Source organism: Janthinobacterium sp. BJB304 (genome assembly GCF_002735765.1).
Lineage (GTDB): Bacteria > Pseudomonadota > Gammaproteobacteria > Burkholderiales > Burkholderiaceae_D > Janthinobacterium.
Genome location: NZ_PDZN01000002.1, coordinates 210,324 through 228,042 on the forward strand (window position 1 = coordinate 210,324; position 17,719 = coordinate 228,042).

The 17,719-nt window shown below is 67.8% G+C and carries 13 protein-coding genes; 1 reads left to right on the forward strand and 12 read right to left on the reverse strand.

The features are described from left to right. Positions 1–70 precede the first annotated feature (70 nt). Genes CSQ95_RS02945 through CSQ95_RS03000 form a run of 12 tightly spaced genes read right to left on the reverse strand, consistent with a single transcriptional unit; the run spans position 71 to position 16,794 of the window. A complete protein-coding gene (locus CSQ95_RS02945; protein ID WP_099408408.1) occupies positions 71–2,506 on the reverse strand; it encodes a glycosyltransferase in 2,436 nt (811 codons plus the stop codon). Then, the gene (locus CSQ95_RS02950) at positions 2,503–3,726 is read right to left on the reverse strand and encodes a TIGR04063 family PEP-CTERM/XrtA system glycosyltransferase (protein WP_099408409.1); all 1,224 of its coding nucleotides are present in this window, start codon (positions 3,724–3,726) and stop codon (positions 2,503–2,505) included. Before CSQ95_RS02950 ends, CSQ95_RS02945 begins: the two co-directional genes overlap by 4 nt. Before the next feature lie 4 nt (positions 3,727–3,730). Then, positions 3,731–5,683, reverse strand: a complete 1,953-nt coding sequence (locus tag CSQ95_RS02955) for an XrtA/PEP-CTERM system amidotransferase (RefSeq protein WP_099408410.1) — start codon at positions 5,681–5,683, stop codon at positions 3,731–3,733. Between the two features lie 10 nt (positions 5,684–5,693). Further along, complete coding sequence (locus tag CSQ95_RS02960; RefSeq protein WP_099408411.1) at positions 5,694–6,908, reverse strand: TIGR03088 family PEP-CTERM/XrtA system glycosyltransferase; 1,215 nt, start codon at positions 6,906–6,908, stop codon at positions 5,694–5,696. Continuing rightward, positions 6,898–8,481: an exosortase A gene (gene xrtA / locus CSQ95_RS02965; RefSeq protein WP_099408412.1), complete on the reverse strand. Its 1,584-nt coding sequence runs from the start codon at positions 8,479–8,481 to the stop codon at positions 6,898–6,900. Before xrtA ends, CSQ95_RS02960 begins: the two co-directional genes overlap by 11 nt. Continuing rightward, positions 8,478–9,767 (reverse strand): TIGR03087 family PEP-CTERM/XrtA system glycosyltransferase, encoded by a 1,290-nt coding sequence (locus CSQ95_RS02970; protein WP_099408413.1) that lies wholly within the window; start codon positions 9,765–9,767, stop codon positions 8,478–8,480. Before CSQ95_RS02970 ends, xrtA begins: the two co-directional genes overlap by 4 nt. A gap of 15 nt (positions 9,768–9,782) precedes the next feature. Beyond that, on the reverse strand, positions 9,783–10,874 hold the full coding sequence (locus tag CSQ95_RS02975; protein ID WP_099408575.1) for a FemAB family XrtA/PEP-CTERM system-associated protein: 1,092 nt from the start codon (positions 10,872–10,874) through the stop codon (positions 9,783–9,785). Beyond that, complete coding sequence (locus CSQ95_RS02980) at positions 10,874–11,731, reverse strand: XrtA system polysaccharide deacetylase (RefSeq protein WP_099408414.1); 858 nt, start codon at positions 11,729–11,731, stop codon at positions 10,874–10,876. The genes CSQ95_RS02975 and CSQ95_RS02980 overlap by 1 nt, the downstream gene beginning before the upstream one ends. Continuing rightward, on the reverse strand, positions 11,728–12,888 hold the full coding sequence (gene wecB, locus CSQ95_RS02985) for a non-hydrolyzing UDP-N-acetylglucosamine 2-epimerase (protein ID WP_099408415.1): 1,161 nt from the start codon (positions 12,886–12,888) through the stop codon (positions 11,728–11,730). The genes CSQ95_RS02980 and wecB overlap by 4 nt, the downstream gene beginning before the upstream one ends. Before the next feature lie 10 nt (positions 12,889–12,898). Beyond that, complete coding sequence (locus CSQ95_RS02990) at positions 12,899–14,437, reverse strand: TIGR03016 family PEP-CTERM system-associated outer membrane protein (RefSeq protein WP_099408416.1); 1,539 nt, start codon at positions 14,435–14,437, stop codon at positions 12,899–12,901. Next, the gene (locus CSQ95_RS02995) at positions 14,421–15,245 is read right to left on the reverse strand and encodes an XrtA-associated tyrosine autokinase (protein ID WP_099408417.1); all 825 of its coding nucleotides are present in this window, start codon (positions 15,243–15,245) and stop codon (positions 14,421–14,423) included. The genes CSQ95_RS02990 and CSQ95_RS02995 overlap by 17 nt, the downstream gene beginning before the upstream one ends. Positions 15,246–15,264: 19 nt before the next feature. Beyond that, positions 15,265–16,794, reverse strand: coding sequence for an XrtA system polysaccharide chain length determinant (locus tag CSQ95_RS03000; RefSeq protein WP_099408418.1), 1,530 nt, complete (start codon positions 16,792–16,794; stop codon positions 15,265–15,267). Between the two features lie 254 nt (positions 16,795–17,048). On the opposite strand from CSQ95_RS03000, the gene CSQ95_RS03005 reads away from it, so the two are divergent. Further along, positions 17,049–17,672: an XrtA/PEP-CTERM system exopolysaccharide export protein gene (locus CSQ95_RS03005; protein WP_099408419.1), complete on the forward strand. Its 624-nt coding sequence runs from the start codon at positions 17,049–17,051 to the stop codon at positions 17,670–17,672. The last annotated feature ends 47 nt before the right edge of the window (positions 17,673–17,719 follow it).

The window sequence follows — 17,719 nt, forward strand, 5'->3', positions numbered from 1 at the left end:
ACCATACCAGATTCTACTCCATAAGCTGATATCGACAACCAAAGCAACCTTATTCGGTGGCGTTTCGGCGTTAAGCCACCTTGCTCACCACATACCGGTACTTCCCCGACGCCTCCGCCGCGATTTCGTCGACTTCCTCGATGGCGATGTCGACCTGCGCGCCCAGCCTGGCCTGGAAAGCGGTGACGATGGCGCTGCGCGTGGCGTCGTCCAGGCGCGGCAGGCAGACGAGCAGCACGCGCGTGCGCAGCAGGCTTTCCTGGATGATCTTGAAACTGCGCACCTGCGGCAGTTCGCGCACGATATAGACGAGGGCCAGGCCGTGCATGACGGTGCCGTCGACGGCCGTGAGGAAATCCGTGCTGCGCCCTTCGATTTTCTGCAGCAGGGGCAGGCCGCGGCCGCAGGTGCACGGCTGCGTGCCCAGCGCGCCCACGTCGCCCGTGGCGTAGCGGATGAAGGGGTAGTCCTGCGTGGCCAGGTGCGTGACGACGATGTCGCCGGTGGCCCCCGGGGGCAGCGGCTGGCCCTGGCCATCAACAATTTCCACGATGATGTCTTCGGCCGTGATGTGCATGCCGCCGTCCGGGCATTCGTGGGCGATGAAGCCCGCGTCGCGCCCGCCGTAGCCGTTGGCGACGGGGCAGCCGAAGGCGGCGGCGATCTGCGCGCGCTGCTCGTCGTACAGGCGTTCGGCCGTGACGAAGGCCACTTTCACGCCCAGGCCGTCGAGCGGCAGGTCGCGCGCGCTGGCGTGGCTGGCGATGCGGCACAGGGCCGACGGATAGCCGAACAGCATGCGCGGGCGCCAGCGGCGCAATTGCTGCACGTAGCCGTCGAGGCGCGCGGGCGACATGGCAAACGCGGGCAGCAGGGTGGTGCGCAGCAGCGCGTCGCGCACGCGGCGCAGGCGATCCTGCGCATGCAGCTCGATGGGCGAGCCCCACAGCACGGCTTCGCGGTCGCCGATATCGACGCCCCACCAGCGCGTGGCGCGCCACTTGGCGGCGATGTCGTGGCTGACCCTGCGCCTGCCGAGGAAGAATTGCAGCGGTTCGCCGCTGGAGCCGCCCGTGGCGAACGGGCGCAGGCCCACGGCGCGGGCGGACTTGAAGCTGTCGCGCGCGCTGGAGATATCCGCCTTGCGCAGCAGCGGCAGGCGCGATAGATCGGCCAGTTGCCGCACCTGCTCGGGGTCGAAACCGCTGCGGGCGAACAGGGCGCGGTAGTAGGGCACGTGCGCGCCCGCGTGGCGCAGCAGCGCGCGCAGGCGCGCCAGCTGCCACTCTTGCAGCTGCTGGCCGCTCCACCACTGCGAGCGTTCCAGCCGGCGCAGCAGGCGCGCGCTGTGGTGGCCCTTGAGCCATTCATGCAGGGGAAACAGCCAGCGGGCGACGCAGCGCGTGTAGACGCCGGGGCGCAGCGCGGCGCGGATGCGGCGGTAATGGGCGGCCAGCCTGGGTGCGATACCGGGCCAGCCGAAGGCGGCGGCGTGCGCCAGGCCCGCCTCTGCCAGCGCGCGGGCGCGCGGCGGGTCGCGCAGCAGCGCCAGCATGGCCTGTGCCATGGCGGCCGGATCGCCGGGCGGCACCAGCAAGGCCGTCACGCCGTCCTGCAGCAGCGCGGGGATGCCGCCCACATTGGTGCTGACGACGGGGATGCCGCAAGCCAGCGCTTCGAGCACGGAATTGGGCATGTTGTCGGCCAGGCTGGGATTGAGGACGATGTCGCTGGCCTGGTACAGCGCCGGCATGGCGGCGTTGTCGACGGGGCCGGCGAAGCGTACGGCATCTTGCACGCCGAGCGATCTGGCCAGACGCGCCAGCGCCGCGCGCTGCGGCCCGCCCCCGGCCAGCACCAGGCGCGCCGCGGGAAAAGCCTCGCGCACGATGGCGAAGGCTCGCACGGCGCTGGCATTGTCGTACAGCTGTTCCAGATGGCGCGCCACGAGGATGCACGGGCCGGCGTCGCCAGGCGCATGCGGCGCGGCCGGCGCAAAGCGCTGCAAGTCCACCGCGTTCGGCACGATGTGGGCCGTATGGCCGTACTGCTCGAAGACGCCGGCCAGGTAGGCCGACGGCACGACGATGGCGCTGGCGCGGCGCAGGCTGAACGCCACCAGGCGCGGCGAACGGGTGAAAAAGGCCGCCGCTTCGCCGCCCCGGTAATTGAGCAGGGCGGGTTTGCCTTTCCAGCTGGCGATCCACAGCGCGGGGGCGGCCTGCAGGTGCCAGGACCAGCCGGAATTGGCCATGATGTGGAACAGGTCGACCGTATTGGCGGCGCGCCACAGGCGCCATAGCAGCAGTGGCAGGCGCAGCGCGGCGCGCAGGTAGCGGATGCGCGCCAGCCAGGGCGGCAGCACGGGGCCGTTGACGGTCAGCAGCTGCACTTGCGCGCCGTCCTCGCGCAGCAGGCGCGCCAGCTGCGCCGTTTGATTGGCCATGCCGCCGGCCGGCGGCGGCAGCGGGCCGACCAGCGCGATGCGCAGGCCCGTGAAGATCATGGCACGACTCCGGCCGCACTCGCCGCCACGCGCGCATACACGGGCGCATAGCGGCCCACGCTGGCGCTCCAGCTGCGCTCCGTCTCGACGAACGCGCGCGCCTGGCGCCGGAGCAGCGGCCAACTGGCCGGTGCCAGCAGCAGGTTCAATATTGTCTGCGCCAGCGCCCCGGCGTCGCCGGCGCGAAACAGCATGCCCGTCGCGCCATGCTCGATCAGTTCGCGGTGGCCGCCCACGTCGGACGCCACCACCAGGCGGCCCTGCGCCATCGCCTCCAGCGGTTTCAAGGGCGTCACCAGCTCCGTCAAACGCATCGGCAGGCGCGGATACACGCAAATGTCGACCAGCTGATAATAGCTGGCCACCTGCGCATGCGGCACTCTGCCCGCGAAGACCACGGCATGGTCTATGCCCAGCTGCGCCGCCAGCGCCCGCAGCGCCGCGTCCTGCGGCCCGCCGCCGGCCAGCAGCAGGCGCAATGCGGGCTGCGCCGCCAGCATGCGCGGCATGGCGCGCAGCAGCAGGGCCAGTCCCTCGTAGGCATAGAACGAGCCGATGAAGCCGATGACCAGATGGCCATGCAAGCCCAGTTTGTGCGCGAGCCAGAGGTCGTCGGGCGCGGTGATGCTGAAGGCCCCGGTATCGACGGCGTTCGGTATCACCGTGATTTTATGCGCGGACACGCCGCGCGCGCACAGTTCGCGCCGCAAGCCCTCGCAGATGGTGGTGACGGCGTCGGCGCGGCGCAGCGCATAGGTTTCCAGCGCCTGCGTGAGCCGGTAGCGCAGGCCGCCGGGCCGGCTGCTGCCATGGTCGGCGGCCGCGTCTTCCCAGAAGGCGCGCACTTCATACACGACGGGAATGCCCAGCGCGCGGCCCGCGTTGAGGGCGGCGATGGCGTTCAGCGCGGGCGAGTGCGCGTGCAGGATGTCGGGCTTGAGCCGTTGCGCCAGCCGGCGCAGTCGCACGGCCAGGCCGACGATGACGGCTACCTGCCGCAGCACGGGCAGGTTCGCCCACCAGCGTGCATCGGGCGCCGTGCGGTAGAAATGCCAGCCGTCGACCAGCTGCTGCGCGTCGTCGGACGGCCCCTGCTTGGCACTGGTGAGCTGCATGGTGAACCAGCCCAGCGCGCGCTGCTGCCGCAGGATGGCCAGGGTGCGGAACGTGTAGCCGCTGTGCAGGGGCAGCGAGTGGTCGAGGATGTGCAGGATGCGCATGGATTCACTCCATGGCCATGGCCGGCGCGGGTACCGCCGCCTTGCGGCCATCGACGGGCAGCACCTGGCGCAAAAAGGCTTCGAACATCAGCAGCGCCCACAGGGGCGCGCTGTAGTCGCGCCGGCCGCTCGCGTGCTGCTCGAGCAGCACGCGCACGTAATCCATGTCGAACAGGCCGCACTGCGCCAGCGTGGGACCGAGCAGCCGCTGCTGCAGGCGCTGGCGCAGCGGGCCGCGCAGCCAGTCGGCCAGCGGCACGGAAAAGCCCATCTTCTGGCGGTACAGCAGGGTGTCGGGCAGCAGCGGGCGCAGGGCTTTTTTCAGCAGGTATTTGCCTTCGCCGCGCCGCAGCTTGAATTGCGGCGGCAGGCCGGACATCCACGCCACCAGTTCATGGTCGAGCAGGGGCGAGCGCACTTCCAGCGCATGCGCCATGCTGGCCCGGTCGACTTTCGTGAGGATGTCGCCGGGCAGATAGGTTTTCAGGTCCAGGTACTGCACCTGCGACAGCGGATCCTGCGCGGGACTGGCCAGCGCGTGGCGGCGCAGCACTTCGACGGCGCGGTAGCCGTGCAGGCTGCGCCGCAGCTCGGGGCTGAACAGGCGCGCGCGCATGGCGTCGCCGAGCAGGCTGACGCCGTGAAAATACGCGTCCGTCGTGTCGCGCGCCAGGCCTTCGAAGGTGGTCTTGGCGCGCAGGAAGCGCGGCGCCCAGTCGGCCTTCGGATATAGCCGCCCCAGGGTGCCGAACAGCGACTGGCGCAAGCCGGCCGGCAGCAACGGGTCCATCGCCTTGCGCACTTTTTCCTCGCGCGTGTGCAGGCGGTAGCGCCGGTAGCCGGCCAGGCTTTCATCGCCGCCGTCGCCCGACAGGGCCACCGTGACCCGCTGGCGCGCCAGCTGGCACACCCTGTAGGTGGGCATGGCGGAACTGTCGGCGAACGGTTCGTCGTACAGATTGGCCAGCAGGTCGATCAGCTCGAAGTCGTCCTGCTCCACATGGCGCGCGTGGTGCGCCGTGCCGTAGCGGCGCGCCACGAGGTCGGCGTAGCGCGCCTCGTTGTACGCCGGGTCGCCGAACGAGATGGAGCAGGTGTTGACGGGCGTGGCGCTGGCCCCGGCCATCAGCGCCACGACGGCGCTCGAATCGACGCCGCCGGACAGGAATGCCCCGAGCGGCACTTCGGCCACCATGCGGATGCGCACGGCCTCGCGCAGGCGCGCCAGCAGTTCGTCGGCCGCCTGCGCCTCGCTGGCGGGCGGGTTCGGCGTGAACGGAATATCCCAATAGGATTGCGGCGCGGGCAGCGGCTGGCCGGCGCGGATGGAGAGGGTATGCCCGGGCGGCAGCTTGTGCGCGTGCTGGAAGATGCTGCGCGGTTCGGGTACGTAGCCGTAGGCGAAATACTCTTCCACGGCCAGCGGGTCGAGTTCACGCGGCATGGCCGGATGCGCGAGCAGGGCTTTGAGTTCGGAGCCGAACAGCAGGGTGCCGTCCTGCGCCTCGCCGTAGTACAACGGTTTGACGCCCAGGCGGTCGCGCGCCAGGAACAGCACATGGCGCCGGCGGTCCCACAGGGCGAAGGCGAACATGCCGCGCAGGCGCTGCACGCATTGCTCTCCCCATTGTTCCCAGGCGTGGACGATGACTTCCGTGTCGCTGCTGGTGCGGAAGGGGTGGCCGAACTGGCGCAATTCCGCCATCAGGGCGCGATAGTTATAGATTTCGCCATTGAAGACGATGGCGATGCTGCGGTCGGCGTTGAACAGCGGCTGCTGGCCGCTGGCCAGGTCGATCACGGACAGGCGCCGGTGCGCCAGGCCGAGGCCCGGCTCGCGGTGCAAGCCTCCCTCGTCCGGCCCACGGTGGCGCAGGCTGTGGTTCATGCGCGCCAGCAGCAGCACGTCGATGTCGCGCTGGCCCTGCAAATCAAAGATGCCGCTGATGCCGCACATGGAAGGCCTTTCAGGGATAAGTGGACAGGTGGGACGGCTGGCGCGCGCCCGTCAGCCGGTCGTACACGGCCAGGTAGGCGCCGGCCATGGCGGGCAGGCTGTGTTCGGCCAGCACCTGGCGCCGCCCGCGCGCGCCGTGACGCGGGCCCAGTTCCGGCATGCTGTAGTAGTCGAGCATGGCGTCAGCCAGCATCTGGGGCGAACCTGGCGGCACCAGCGTGCCGCTCCAACCCGACTGCACCAGTTCCGCATTGCCGCCCACCTGCGTGGCGACGACGGGCAGCCCCGTCGCCATCGCCTCGAGGATGGTGTTCGAGCTGCCTTCGGCCAGGGACGGCAGCACGAACAGGTCCATCGCGCGTAGCAGTTGCGTCACGTCGTCGCGCGCGCCGGGCAGCCAGGCCAGATGGGCCACGCCGGCCTGCTGCAGCAGCTCCAGGCACGCCTGGCGGCACGGCCCGTCGCCGACGATGATCAGGCGCAGACGCGCGCGGGCGCCCGGCTGGGCCAGCAGCAACAGGAAGGCCCGCACCAGCGAGGCGTGATCCTTGACGGCCGCCATGCGTCCCACGCTGCCGATGACGAAGGCGCCGTTGCACAGGAAACCGGGCGGGCCCACGGCGGCGGGCGGGCCCAGGCGCGGATGGAATTGCACGCTGTCGACGCCATTGCCGATGTGCGACACCTGCGCGGGCGCCGCGCCGATGGCGTCCACCAGCCAGTGTCCCAGGTCGGCGCTGACGGCGATGAAGTGCTGCACCAGCGGCAGCATCAATTTGCGCAGCAGCCGGTATTTGCGGCGGGTGCCATGCAGGTCGCTCATGTCGCGCCCGTGTTCGCCATGCACGCGCAGGCGCACGCCGGCCAGCCAGGCCAGCAGCTGCGCTTCGAGGCAGCCCAGGTTGCGCGTATGTACGAGTGCCGGCTGCAGCTGTTTCAGCACGCGGTACAGGCGCAGGTAGTGGCGCCAGTCCTTGCCTTCGCGCTTGTCCAGGCTGATCACGTCGACGCCAGGGGCAGTCAGGCGCTGGCGGAACGCGGTGGCGTTTTTCATGCAGACGATGGCGTGCCGGTAGCGCCCGGGCGGCAAATGGTTGATCAGGTTGACCAGGCCGTTTTCCAGCCCGCCCACGTCGAGCTGGTGGATCACGTGCACGATCAGGGGAGCGCCGCCGGCCGCTGCATCAGCCTGGCGCGTGCCGCCGGTATCGAAGTCAAGGGCCATGCGGCAGCTCCTGCAAGCGTTGTTCGATGACGGGCAAGGCCGCCCGCAGGAAGGCTTGCAGGCGCGCGCGCGGCGGCGGCGCCAGCTCGTCGTAGGCGACAAAGACGATGATGTCGGCGCCATCCTGGCGCCTGCCCAGCAGCTTGGCTTGCGCCAGCAGCAGTTTCACCAGCACGGGCCTGGCCGTGACGAAGCCGCCCTGGCGGTAGACGCGCCATACCAGCAGGCGTTCGCCCCCTTGCGCCAGCACGCTTTCGCGCACGGCCAGCTCGCCGCTGGCCAGGTTGACGTCTTGCACGCGCTGCGCCAGCGGCATCCAGCGGGGGCCATACGGCAAGGCCTGGTGGGTCAGCAGTTCGGCATCGCGCGCTTGGCGCGCATACCAGTGCAATTGCAGGCCCACCGGCGCGCTGTCGCCGTCCCGGCGCGCGTACGTGCCGGCAAATCGCGCGGGCGCGCCCGCATATGGCGCTTGCCACGCGGCTACCGCGTCTTGCAGGCGATGCCAGCCGGTCGGATCGGCCAAGGCCAACACGGTGGGGGGGGCGGTTGCCGCCGGGCCGTCGTCGCGGTGGCTGGCCAGGGCCAGTGCCGGCCACACGGCCGCCAGCAGCAGGCAGGCAATGCCGGCGCGCACGACGGCGCGCGGGCTGGCCGCGCTGGCGGCGCTCAGGGGTATGGGCTGAGCAGGCGGCGCGGTGCGTGGCGGCGGCAATTCGCGCCAGCGCGCGGCCAGCCAGAACAGCAGCAGCGCCACCAGGCCGAAGAACAGCCAGCCATAGATCAGGTGGTCGACGCCCACGGCCAGGCGCATGTCGCTCAGGTGGCCCAGCATCACGATCAGATAGGCGCGCACGCCATTGGCGAGGATGGGCACGAGCAGGGCGGCGGCCATGACGGCCAGGCGCCGCGGCGTGCTGTGACAGTTGACGTGCGCGAACAAGGCGCCCAGGGCCAGCGCGGCGATCAGGTAGCGCAAGCCGCTGCACGCTTCCACCACCGACCAGTTGCCGGTGGGCAGTGAAAAATTGCTGCCATCGCGAAACACGGGCACGCCCGACCATTGCAGCGCGGTGACGGTAAAGGCGGCCGTGAAGTCGATCAGCGGGTCGAGGAACACTTCGCCAAACGGCACGGCGAGAAACAGATAGGCCAGCGGAAACGCCAGCAGGCGCACGGCCGGCCATCCGAGGATGGCCAGCGCGCAGGCGGGCAACATGGCCGTGGCCGCATACTGTTCCACCACGGGCACGTTGGCGGCGTCGGCCAGCAGCCATGCCAGGCCCAGCGCGCCCAGCAGCAGCAAGCCCTGGCGCGACGGCTGGGGCGCCAGCGCAGCCAGGCGGGCGCGCTGACGCCAGGCCAGCCAGCAGCTGATGGGCACGATCAGGAAGCCGTGCGCGAAGGTTTGCGAGCGGGACCACAGTTCCACCATCGACCAGAAGGTGGGATGATACAGCAGCACGACGGCGGCCAGCGACAGCAGCAGGGCCGCCAGCGCGGCCTGGCGCCCGTCCTGCGGCAAGACGGCCGCCTCGGGCAAACGGGCCACCTGGTCGAGCTGCAAGCTCATGTGGACGGCTCCCGCACCGGCTGCAAGGGCGTGGCGGCGCCGCTGACCGCCGCATCGGCCTCGGCAGGCAGACCCAGCATGGCGCCCAGTCCGCGCAGATTGCGTTCCCAGTCGTATTCCTGCAGGACCAGCTGGCGCGCCGCCGCGCCGATGGCCGCGCCGCTGCCTTCGGCCGCACCATTCTGGACATTGCGCAGCACGCGCGCCGCATGGTGGATGAATTCGGCGTCGTCGCGCGCCAGCAGCAGTTCCAGGCCCGGCTGGGCGGCGATGCCTTCGAGCGCCTGCGGCGTGGCCAGCACGATCTTGCCCATCGCCATCGCTTCGAGCACCTTGTTCTGCACCCCGCGGGCGATGCGCAGCGGTGCCACGGCCAGCGCTGCGCCAGCCAGGTAGGGCCGGATATCGGGCACTTTGCCCGTCACCACCACGCCAGGCACCCTGGCCAGCGCCGTCACGGCGGGCACGGGCGCGCTGCCGACGATATAGAACTGCAGCTGGGGAAACTGGCGCCGCAGCGCGGGCCAGACGTGGCGCACGAACCATTGCACGGCGTCGATGTTCGGCCAGTAATCCATGGCGCCCGTAAACACCAGCGCCTGCACGCCGGGTGGATAGAGTGCGGGCTGGGCCGCCATGGGCGAGAAATACGCCGTGTCGACGCCGTTGTTGAAATACCCCGTCTTGCGCCGCGCCATCGGGGCGCACTGGCGGAACAGGGCCGCCTCGGCCGGCGAGACGAAGCTGGCGGCCGTGAACTGCTGGGCGATATGGCGTTCGTACTGCAGCAGCAGCTGCGCTTCGCGCCGGTACAGCAGCGACATGGGCCAGGGCTTGCTGTCGCTGTATTGGCGCCACTTGTCGGAATCGACATCGACGAAATCGATCACGCGGTGCAGGCCGCGGCCCGCGCTGCCGTCGATGTATTGCGCCATGGGTCCGGAAAAGGCCAGCGCGTGACGTACCTTGTTGCCCGATAACAAGCCGTCGACCCATTGCAGCAGGCGTGCATCGCGGTAGTACTGCACGCTCATGGCTTGCCTCGACAGCAGCGCCTGCATGGCGCGCCAGCGGGCCGGGCCGCGCCGCAAGTCGATGAAGCGCGTGCTGGCGCACAGGGCGGCCACGGTTTTCGCATGCTGCCAGTCGTCGTCATCGTCGATGAAGCAGCCCAGGTGCACGCGGAAATGCCGGCTCAGGTATTGCAGCATGTGCCACGAGCGTATCTTGTCGCCCTTGTTGGGCGGATACGGCAGACGGTGGGCGAGGAAGAGCAGTTCGCGCATGGTGAGTCTCCTTGCTTAGCCCAGTTGCCGCACGATGTGCGGTCCCAGCAGGTTGGCCAGCGGCAGCGGCAGGCGGCGCCAGGCGCGGATGAACAGCGCGTATTTCGGATTCAGCGGATTGACTAATGGCAAGGCCTTGGCGCGCACGAGCTGGCAGGCATAGGGCAGCGGCTGCGGCGTAAAACCCCAGTTCTTCTTGAAGTCGAAGGCGCCGGTGCCCAGCTTGCTGCGGCCGAAATCGAACAGGCGGTAGCCGCGCGCGCAGGCGCGGCGCATCGCTTCCCAGTACATGAAGTCGTTGGCGCCCGTGCTGCGCGCCAGGACGTTGCCGCCGCCGTAATACGGCAATACTTCGTCGCGGAAATAAAACAGCAGCACGCTCGCTTGCGGCTGCTGGCCTTGATACACGGTGAGGATCTCGCAGGCGTCGCCGAAGACCGTGCGCAGCAGGGCAAAATGGCGGCGCGCGAAGACGGGCGTGCCCAGCCGGTGCACGCTGGCCGCATAGATCGGGTAGAAACGGTCGATGTCATAGTCGATGGCGCTGTGCAGGCCGGCCGCTATGGCCTTGCGCACGACGGCGCGCTGCTTGCGGGGAATGGCCAGCAGATTCTGTTCGGCATCGGGGCTTAAAGGCCTGCGGAAGGTCGCGTACAGTGGCTGGTACAGCCAGGATGCACCCGCGTTTTCTTGCGCATTTTCGTGCACTTCGCGCCAGCGGTATTCCAGGTGCCCCACGCCGAGGCGCCGGGCCAGCGCCAGCGCGGCGCTGTCGAGCGCCTGGCGCACGGCCGCGCCGCCGCCGGCGATGCCGCCGTAGACGCAAAACGGCAGAGAGACGAGGGAGGAACCGAACAGGCGGCTGCGCAAATGGGCCAGCGGCAGCACGCCGGCGATGCGTCCTTCCTGTTCCGCGTACAGGAAATAGCTGTCGTGCTGAAAACCTTGCTCCATGACGGTTTGCCAGCCGGCCCGGTGAAAAAAGGTCGCCTCCGGGCACGTGTCGACAAAGGCATCCCAGCGCGCATGCTCGTGCCCCTGCAGGGACCGCACGGCGATGGCGGTGCTGGACTGTGCCGGAACGGGAGCAAGGCTGGCCTCGTGCATCATGTGCTTTCCAGAAAAATACGGTCCATGCGGTCCCAGGCAAAGTCGCGGGTCAGGCGCCCCAGCCGTGCTTCCATGCGCCCCAGGTTCAGGTAGTGGCGAAAGCGCGTCCTGGCGCTGAGGCCTGGCGGGCGCGGCTGGCCGGGATCGAGTTCCCAAGGATGAAAATAGAATATGCCAGCTTGCCCGTCGCGCGAATTGATGCGTCGCAAAAGCCAGCGCGACAGTGCATACGGCATCAATCTGAAATAACCGCCGCCGCCGGCCGGCAGGTTGCGCCCGTGCAGGCGTACCGTGCTGACGGGCAATTCCAGCACGCCATGCGGGCCGCGCGGGCGCCAGCCGTAGCGGGGCGCATCGGGCATGCCGTAATGGTCGTGGCGGATCGGGTAGATGCTGGAACTGTAGCGGTACCCGGCTTCCTGCAGCACGTCGAATGCCCACAGGTTGGCCGCGCCGATGGAAAAGCTGGGCGCCCGGTAGCCGCGCACGGCCAGCCCCGTCAACTGTTCCAGGATGGCCTTGCTGCGGCGCACATCGTCGGAGAACTGCGCGGCCGACTGCTCGCTGGCGCGCAGGTGCGCATAGCCGTGGCTGGCCACTTCGTGTCCGGCGTCTGCTACGCGGCGCAGCATGGCCGGATAGCGTTCGGCGATCCAGCCCAGGGTAAAAAAGGTGGCGTGGATGCCGCGGCTGTCCAGCAGCAGCAGGATGCGCTCGATGTTCGCCTCGACCCGGCATTCCAGGCGCGGCCAGTCGGCGCGCGCGATGTGCGGCGCAAAGGCGGAGACCTGGAAATAGTCTTCCACGTCGATGGTCAGCGCGTTGCGCAATATCAAAGAGGAAGGCGCCGTCATGGTTGTCCCCGGCGTGCCGCCAGCCAGGGCGCGATGACGGCCGCGATGCGCGTGGCCGCGCGCCCATCCCACAGCGGCGGAATGCGGCCGCGCTTGCCGCCCGTGTCCAGGATGGTGCTGGCCATCTCCAGGATGGCGGCCGGGTCCGTGCCGGCCAGGGTATTCGTGCCGTCGGTCACGGTAACGGGGCGCTCCGTGTTGGCGCGCAGGGTCAGGCAGGGCACGCCCAGGGCCGTGCTTTCTTCCTGGATGCCGCCCGAATCCGTCAGCACCAGGCGCGCCTCCTGCATCAGGCCCAGCATTTCCAGGTAGCCCAGCGGCGGCAGGCGGACGATGGCGTGCCGCGCCAGCAAGGGTTCCAGGCCCGCCAGGCGCAGGCCGGCCAGGGTACGCGGATGGATGGGAAACAGCAGCGGCAGGCGGACTGACAGTTGCCCCAGCGCCTGCAGCAGCACTGCGAGCTGGGCCGGATCATCGACGTTCGAGGGACGGTGCAAGGTCAACAGTCCATACGCGGGCGGGCAGGCGTGGCCGTGCGCGCGCAGGGTGGCGGCGGGCTCGGCTGCGCGCGGCAGCTGCTGCCGCAGGCTGTCGATCATGACGTTGCCCGTGAAATGGATGCGTTCGGGGGCGATGCCTTCGCGCAGCAGGTTGGCGCGCGCGCTTTCTTCGCTGGTGAGCAGCAGATCGGACAATTGATCCGTCAGCACGCGGTTGATTTCCTCGGGCATGCGACGGTCGCCGCTGCGCAGGCCCGCCTCGACATGGATCACGGGCGTGCCGCGCTTGGCCGCCACCAGCGCGCAGGCGAGGGTGGAATTGACGTCGCCCACCACCAGCACGGCATCGGGCGCCAGCGGCGGATGCGCGTCGAGCACGGCGTCGAAGCGGCGCATGATCTCGGCCGTCTGCTGCGCGTGGCTGCCGGAGCCGACGTCGAGGGCGATGTCGGGCGGGCGCAGGTCCAGGTCCGTAAACAATTGCCCATTCATGGCCGTGTCGTAATGCTGGCCTGTATGCAGCAAGGTCACGCGCACGGCGGGCGCCTGTCGCGCCAGGGCGGCCAGGATGGGCGCCATCTTCATCAGATTCGGGCGTGCGGCCACCACGCACAGCAGGTGCGCCGGCGCGGCGGACGCAAGAGAGGGGGCGGACATTGCGGGCTCCTTAGAATTGCATGTTGAGGGTGGCGCTGACGCCGTTTTCGCGGTAGTCGCCGCCCCGATTGCTGGCGTGCCGCGTATGCCGCACGTCGATGCTGGCCGTCATGTTCTGCTGCAGAATACGGGTGTAACCGGCCGTCACGGTGATGTTGTTGTCGCGCCGGGGCACGCTCAGCGAGCGCACGCTGGCGTAGCCGGCATTGACATTCACGCTGGTGCGCGAACTGGCTTGCCAGCTCCAGCCCAGGTTGCCGCCGATCTGGCGCGTGCGGTCTTCGCTGCCGAATTCCACGCCGGGCAGCAAGCCGCTGTCGATGCCGCTGGCCGTTTGCGCCGTGCGGTCGACGGCCGTGATGCCGGCGATCATCGTGCTTTTCGCCGTGGCGCGCGCCATCGTCAGCTTCAGCTGCTTTTGCAGGAAATAGCGGTGGCTGAAGTAATTGATGGCGCCCCGTTCCGGCCCCAGGCTGTTGGCATAGCGCAGGAAGGCATCGATGCGCAGGCGCCGGTCGCGCGCGTTGGGAAAGATGCCGCGCCACAATTGATCAAGCAACTGGCCCGCGTCGCGGTTTCCCAGGCGCGAAAACTGCGTCGGCATGGTGGTGATGTTTTCGCTGTAGTTCAGTTGCCAGTTGGTATGGCGCTGCAGGAAATTGGCGTCCAGGCTGTAGGTGGTGCCAAAAAAGCGCTTGCCCGTGCTGAAGGCGATGCTGGTGCGCGGCGACGGCGTCCACACGCTGCCCAGCGACCAGAAGCGGCCCTCAGGCGCCTTGCCGCTGGTAGAGATATAACCTTCCTTTTCCATGCCGCCGCTGGCCGTGGCCGACCATTTGCTGTTGAACGGATAGCGCAGGCCCACGCTGCTGCGCTGCATGCGTACGGGCGCCAACTTGCTGTCCTGGGTGCGGCGTACGTCGTGGCTGGCGTTCCAGGTCCAGCCGTTGCCGCGCGGCTCGCCGCTGAGCAGCAATTCCATTTCATCGCTGTGTACGGACAGCAGGTCGTCGCCGCTATCGACCGTGTTGCGCGTGTAGCGCAGCTCGGCCGTGGCCAGGCCGCGGAAACGGTGGCGCAGGTAGGGGCTGATGCCTGTGGTGCGCACGGTGCTGGTATTGTCCGTGTCGGGCAGGTCGTCGATCAGCTGCGGGCCGAACGGTGAGATGTTGCGCCGGCTTACGCTGGCGTCCGCATTAATGAAGAACCAGTCCTTGACCAGTTCGGCGTCGGCCGAGGCGTGCAGTTCGTGGTTGTCCGTATCGGCGCGCTGTCCCGACAGGTATTTATGCCAGCTGTAGTCGAGGTGCACGCGCAGGCGGGGACCCGTGCCGATGAGGGCGATGGCGGGCGTGATTTCCGTAATGAAGTCCGATTGCGCCTGGCCCGGCGGCGCGCGCAAGGCGTTGTCCGTATAGCTTTCGCGCAGGCGCAGCGATGGTTTCACCAGCCAGTCGACGGCGCCGGCCGGCAGGGGCAGCAGCAGGGATAGCAAGGGCAGCAGCAGCGGCGGCGGTAGCGAAACCCCGCGGCTAATCGTAATAGCCATAACCGTAGTAGTCGTTGCCGGGGAACGATTTGGTCTTGTTGTAGATTAAATGAATGTGTTCGCACGACTCGATCTGGCGCAGCGCCTCCTTGACGGCGTGCTGTGTCGTTGTTTCCGCCTCGACCACCATCACCACTTGTCCCATCTGCCCCACCAGCGCGTGCGCTTCGCTGGTGATCAGCAAGGGCGGCGAATCGAAGACGACGATGCGGTCGCCATAGCGGCTGGCGATTTCGGCCAGCAGCCGGCTCATGGCCCGGCTGGCCAGCAATTCCGTCGCGTGCTTGTTGCTGCGCCCGGCGGGCAGGATGCTCAGATTGGCCACATTGGTTTTCAGGATCACGTCGGCCATCGCCAGTTGCGGGTCGAGCAGCACGTCCATCAGCCCCGGTTCCGGCGGCAGGCCCAGCACTTTCAGCACGGACGGGCGCGCCACGTCGGCATCGACCAGCAGCACCGTCATGTCCATTTCCATGGCGATGCTCATGGCCAGGTTGATGGCGCAATAGGTCTTGCCTTCGCCGGGCATGGCGCTGGTGACGACGATCAGGTTGCCGTGGCGGATGGCCTCGGCGCCGCTGGCGCGCGCCTGGCGCAGCAGCGGGCGCTTGATGATGCGAAAATCCTCGGCCACCGAACTGCGCCCGCCATCGTGCGTGAGCATGCCTTGCTCGGCCAGCCGGTCCAGGTTCAAGGTCCGGTACTGGGACGACCGGGCCGCCTGCGCGCCATCCACGCCATAGGGCACGCTGGCCTCGGCCACGCCGAGGATCGTGGGTTCCTGCTTGCCGCTGTCCTTGCTGCTCATCGTCGCTCCCTTGGTGGCTCTAGAATTTCAGCAGCGCGGCCGTCATGACCCCGCCGTACAGCAGGAACAGGCTGCCCAGGCAGGCGCCGAAGCCATAGCGGGCGCGGCGGCGGCGTACCTGCTGCAGCGGCGTCCAGTTCATCGATACCGTGCCCAGCACGTTCAAGCCCGTCGCATCGCGCAGTTCCGAGGGACTGAGGAAAGTGGGGCGCACCTGGCTGATCAGCAGGGCCGTGGCGACGCCGGCCACCAGCGCCGCGCCCAGGGCCGCACTGAACAGCAGCGGGCGGTTCGGGCCGACGGGCGCATATTGCACCGTGGGCGGGTCGATGATCTTGAATGCCATCATTTCGGTGGTGGAACTGAGTTCGCCCGACAGCTTGGCCGCTTCGCGCCGGCCGATCAGCTTTTCATAGTTTTCCTTGTTGATGATGTAGTCGCGGTTGAGCTGCGCCAGCTGCGATTCCACCTCGGGTACGGCATTGCTCTGCGCCAGCAGCCGTTCGTTGCGCGCCGTGTATTCCTGCACGCGGGCGCGGATGGCGGCCACCTTGGCGTCCGCGTCCGTCAGCGCCACCTTCAATTGCTGCAGCATGGGGCTGTAGTTCTTGCCCGGGTCGCCGGACGCCGTTTTCAGCTTGCTTTCCTCGATCTTGCGCTCTTCCAGCTGGGCCACCAGGCGCTTCGAGGCGATGATGTCGGGGTGCAATTCCGTAAATTGCATGCGCAGGTTGTCGAGGTTCTTGTTGAGCGAGGCGATGCGTTCGTCGAGTTCGGGATTCGTGATGGACGATGCGTTCGGCTCCATGTCGAGCACGGGCTCGTCGCCCTCGATCTGGCTCTGGATGGCCTTGCGCGCCTGTTCCGCCTCGACCAGTTCCAGCTTGGCATTGTTCAGGCTATCGGACGACATCAGCAACTGGCTGCCATAGTCGATGCCCTGGCGTGGCAGCAGCAGGTTGTTGCGGATCTTGAATTCCTTCACCAGGTTTTCCGCCGCGCTCAGCTTGTCCTCGTAATTCTTGATCTGCTCGTCGATGAATTGCACCGCCTTCTGCGAATCGCCTTTTTTGCCCTGGAAACTGCCTTCGACAAAGATGGTCAGCAGGCTTTGCACGACGTCGCGCACGAGCTTGGGATCGCGTCCGCTGTAGCTGATGGTGTAGATGTCATAGGCATTGGTGCCCGTGATCTTGATGCGGCTCATCAACTCGTCCAGCTGGGCCTCGTGCTCGCGCACGGTCTTCGAGTCCAGGTCGAGGTCGGCCATGCGCATGACCCGCTCCACGTTCGGGCGGCTGAGCAGGGTGCGGCTCATGATGGCCACCTGCTGTTCCGTGTTCGGCACGCTGGTCATGCCGGCCATCAGCGGTTTGAGGATGGTTTGCGTATCGACAAACACGCGCGCCGACGTCTGGTAGTCATCGGGCAGGGTGATCACCTTGATGAAGCCGCCGATGGCCACCAGCCACGCCACCAGCACCGCATGCCAGCGGTACTTCCAGATGCCTTTCAAGCCGGAAAGCAGTTGCTGTATCAATTCTTCCATGTCGCTTCCTTCAGGTGACGGTGCTGCACGGCAGATGGGTTGGCGGCGCGGACAACGACGACATCTTGCAAGAAATGCTTGTCTGTTGAGTAAGCAAAGTATAGGGCGGCTGCGGAGCAAGATTTCCCAAGATGATTGCTTCTTGATACGCCTCAAGGTTCACTTGCCGGGTTTTAATAATCATAGGAAGTTCGCGGCCCAGGCTGGTTCTGCGGGGCTGCCCATGGACGCGCATCGACTCGAAGAGGCTCCGCATGAATCCATTTCGCCGTGTATTTCTCTGCAACACGCTGGTCCTGGCCGGCGCCGCCAGCCTGCTGGGCGCCTGCCGCACCCGCTATCCGCTGGCGCCTTCCGACGACAGCGCTCCCATGCACGATTACCTGATCGGTCCGGGCGACTCCGTCAACATCATCGTCTGGCGCAATCCGGAAGTGTCGCTGACGGTGGCCGTGCGGCCGGACGGCAAGATCACCACGCCGCTGGTCGAGGATCTGGCCGCCAGCGGCAAGACGTCGACCCAGCTGGCGCGCGACATCGAGCAAGCCTTGAGCAAGTTCATCCAGCAGCCCGTGGTGACGGTCATCGTCACCAATTTCTCGGGGCCATATGGCGAGCAGATCCGGGTGATCGGCGAGGCGGCCAAGCCGCAGGCGCTGCCGTACCGGCAGGGCATGTCGCTGATGGACGTGCTCATCGCCGTGGGGGGCATCACCGACTTCGCTGCTGGCAACAAAGCCAGCATCATCCGCATGCGCGAAGGCAACCAGCAGCAGCTGGCGGTGCGGCTCGACGATTTGCTGAAGGAGGGCGATATTTCCGCCAATGTCATGATGCGGCCGGGCGACGTTTTACTGATCCCGGAGAGCTTTTTTTAGCAGCGGCCTCGGCAGTGTCAAAACAGCACTTATATTTGTCATTTTGT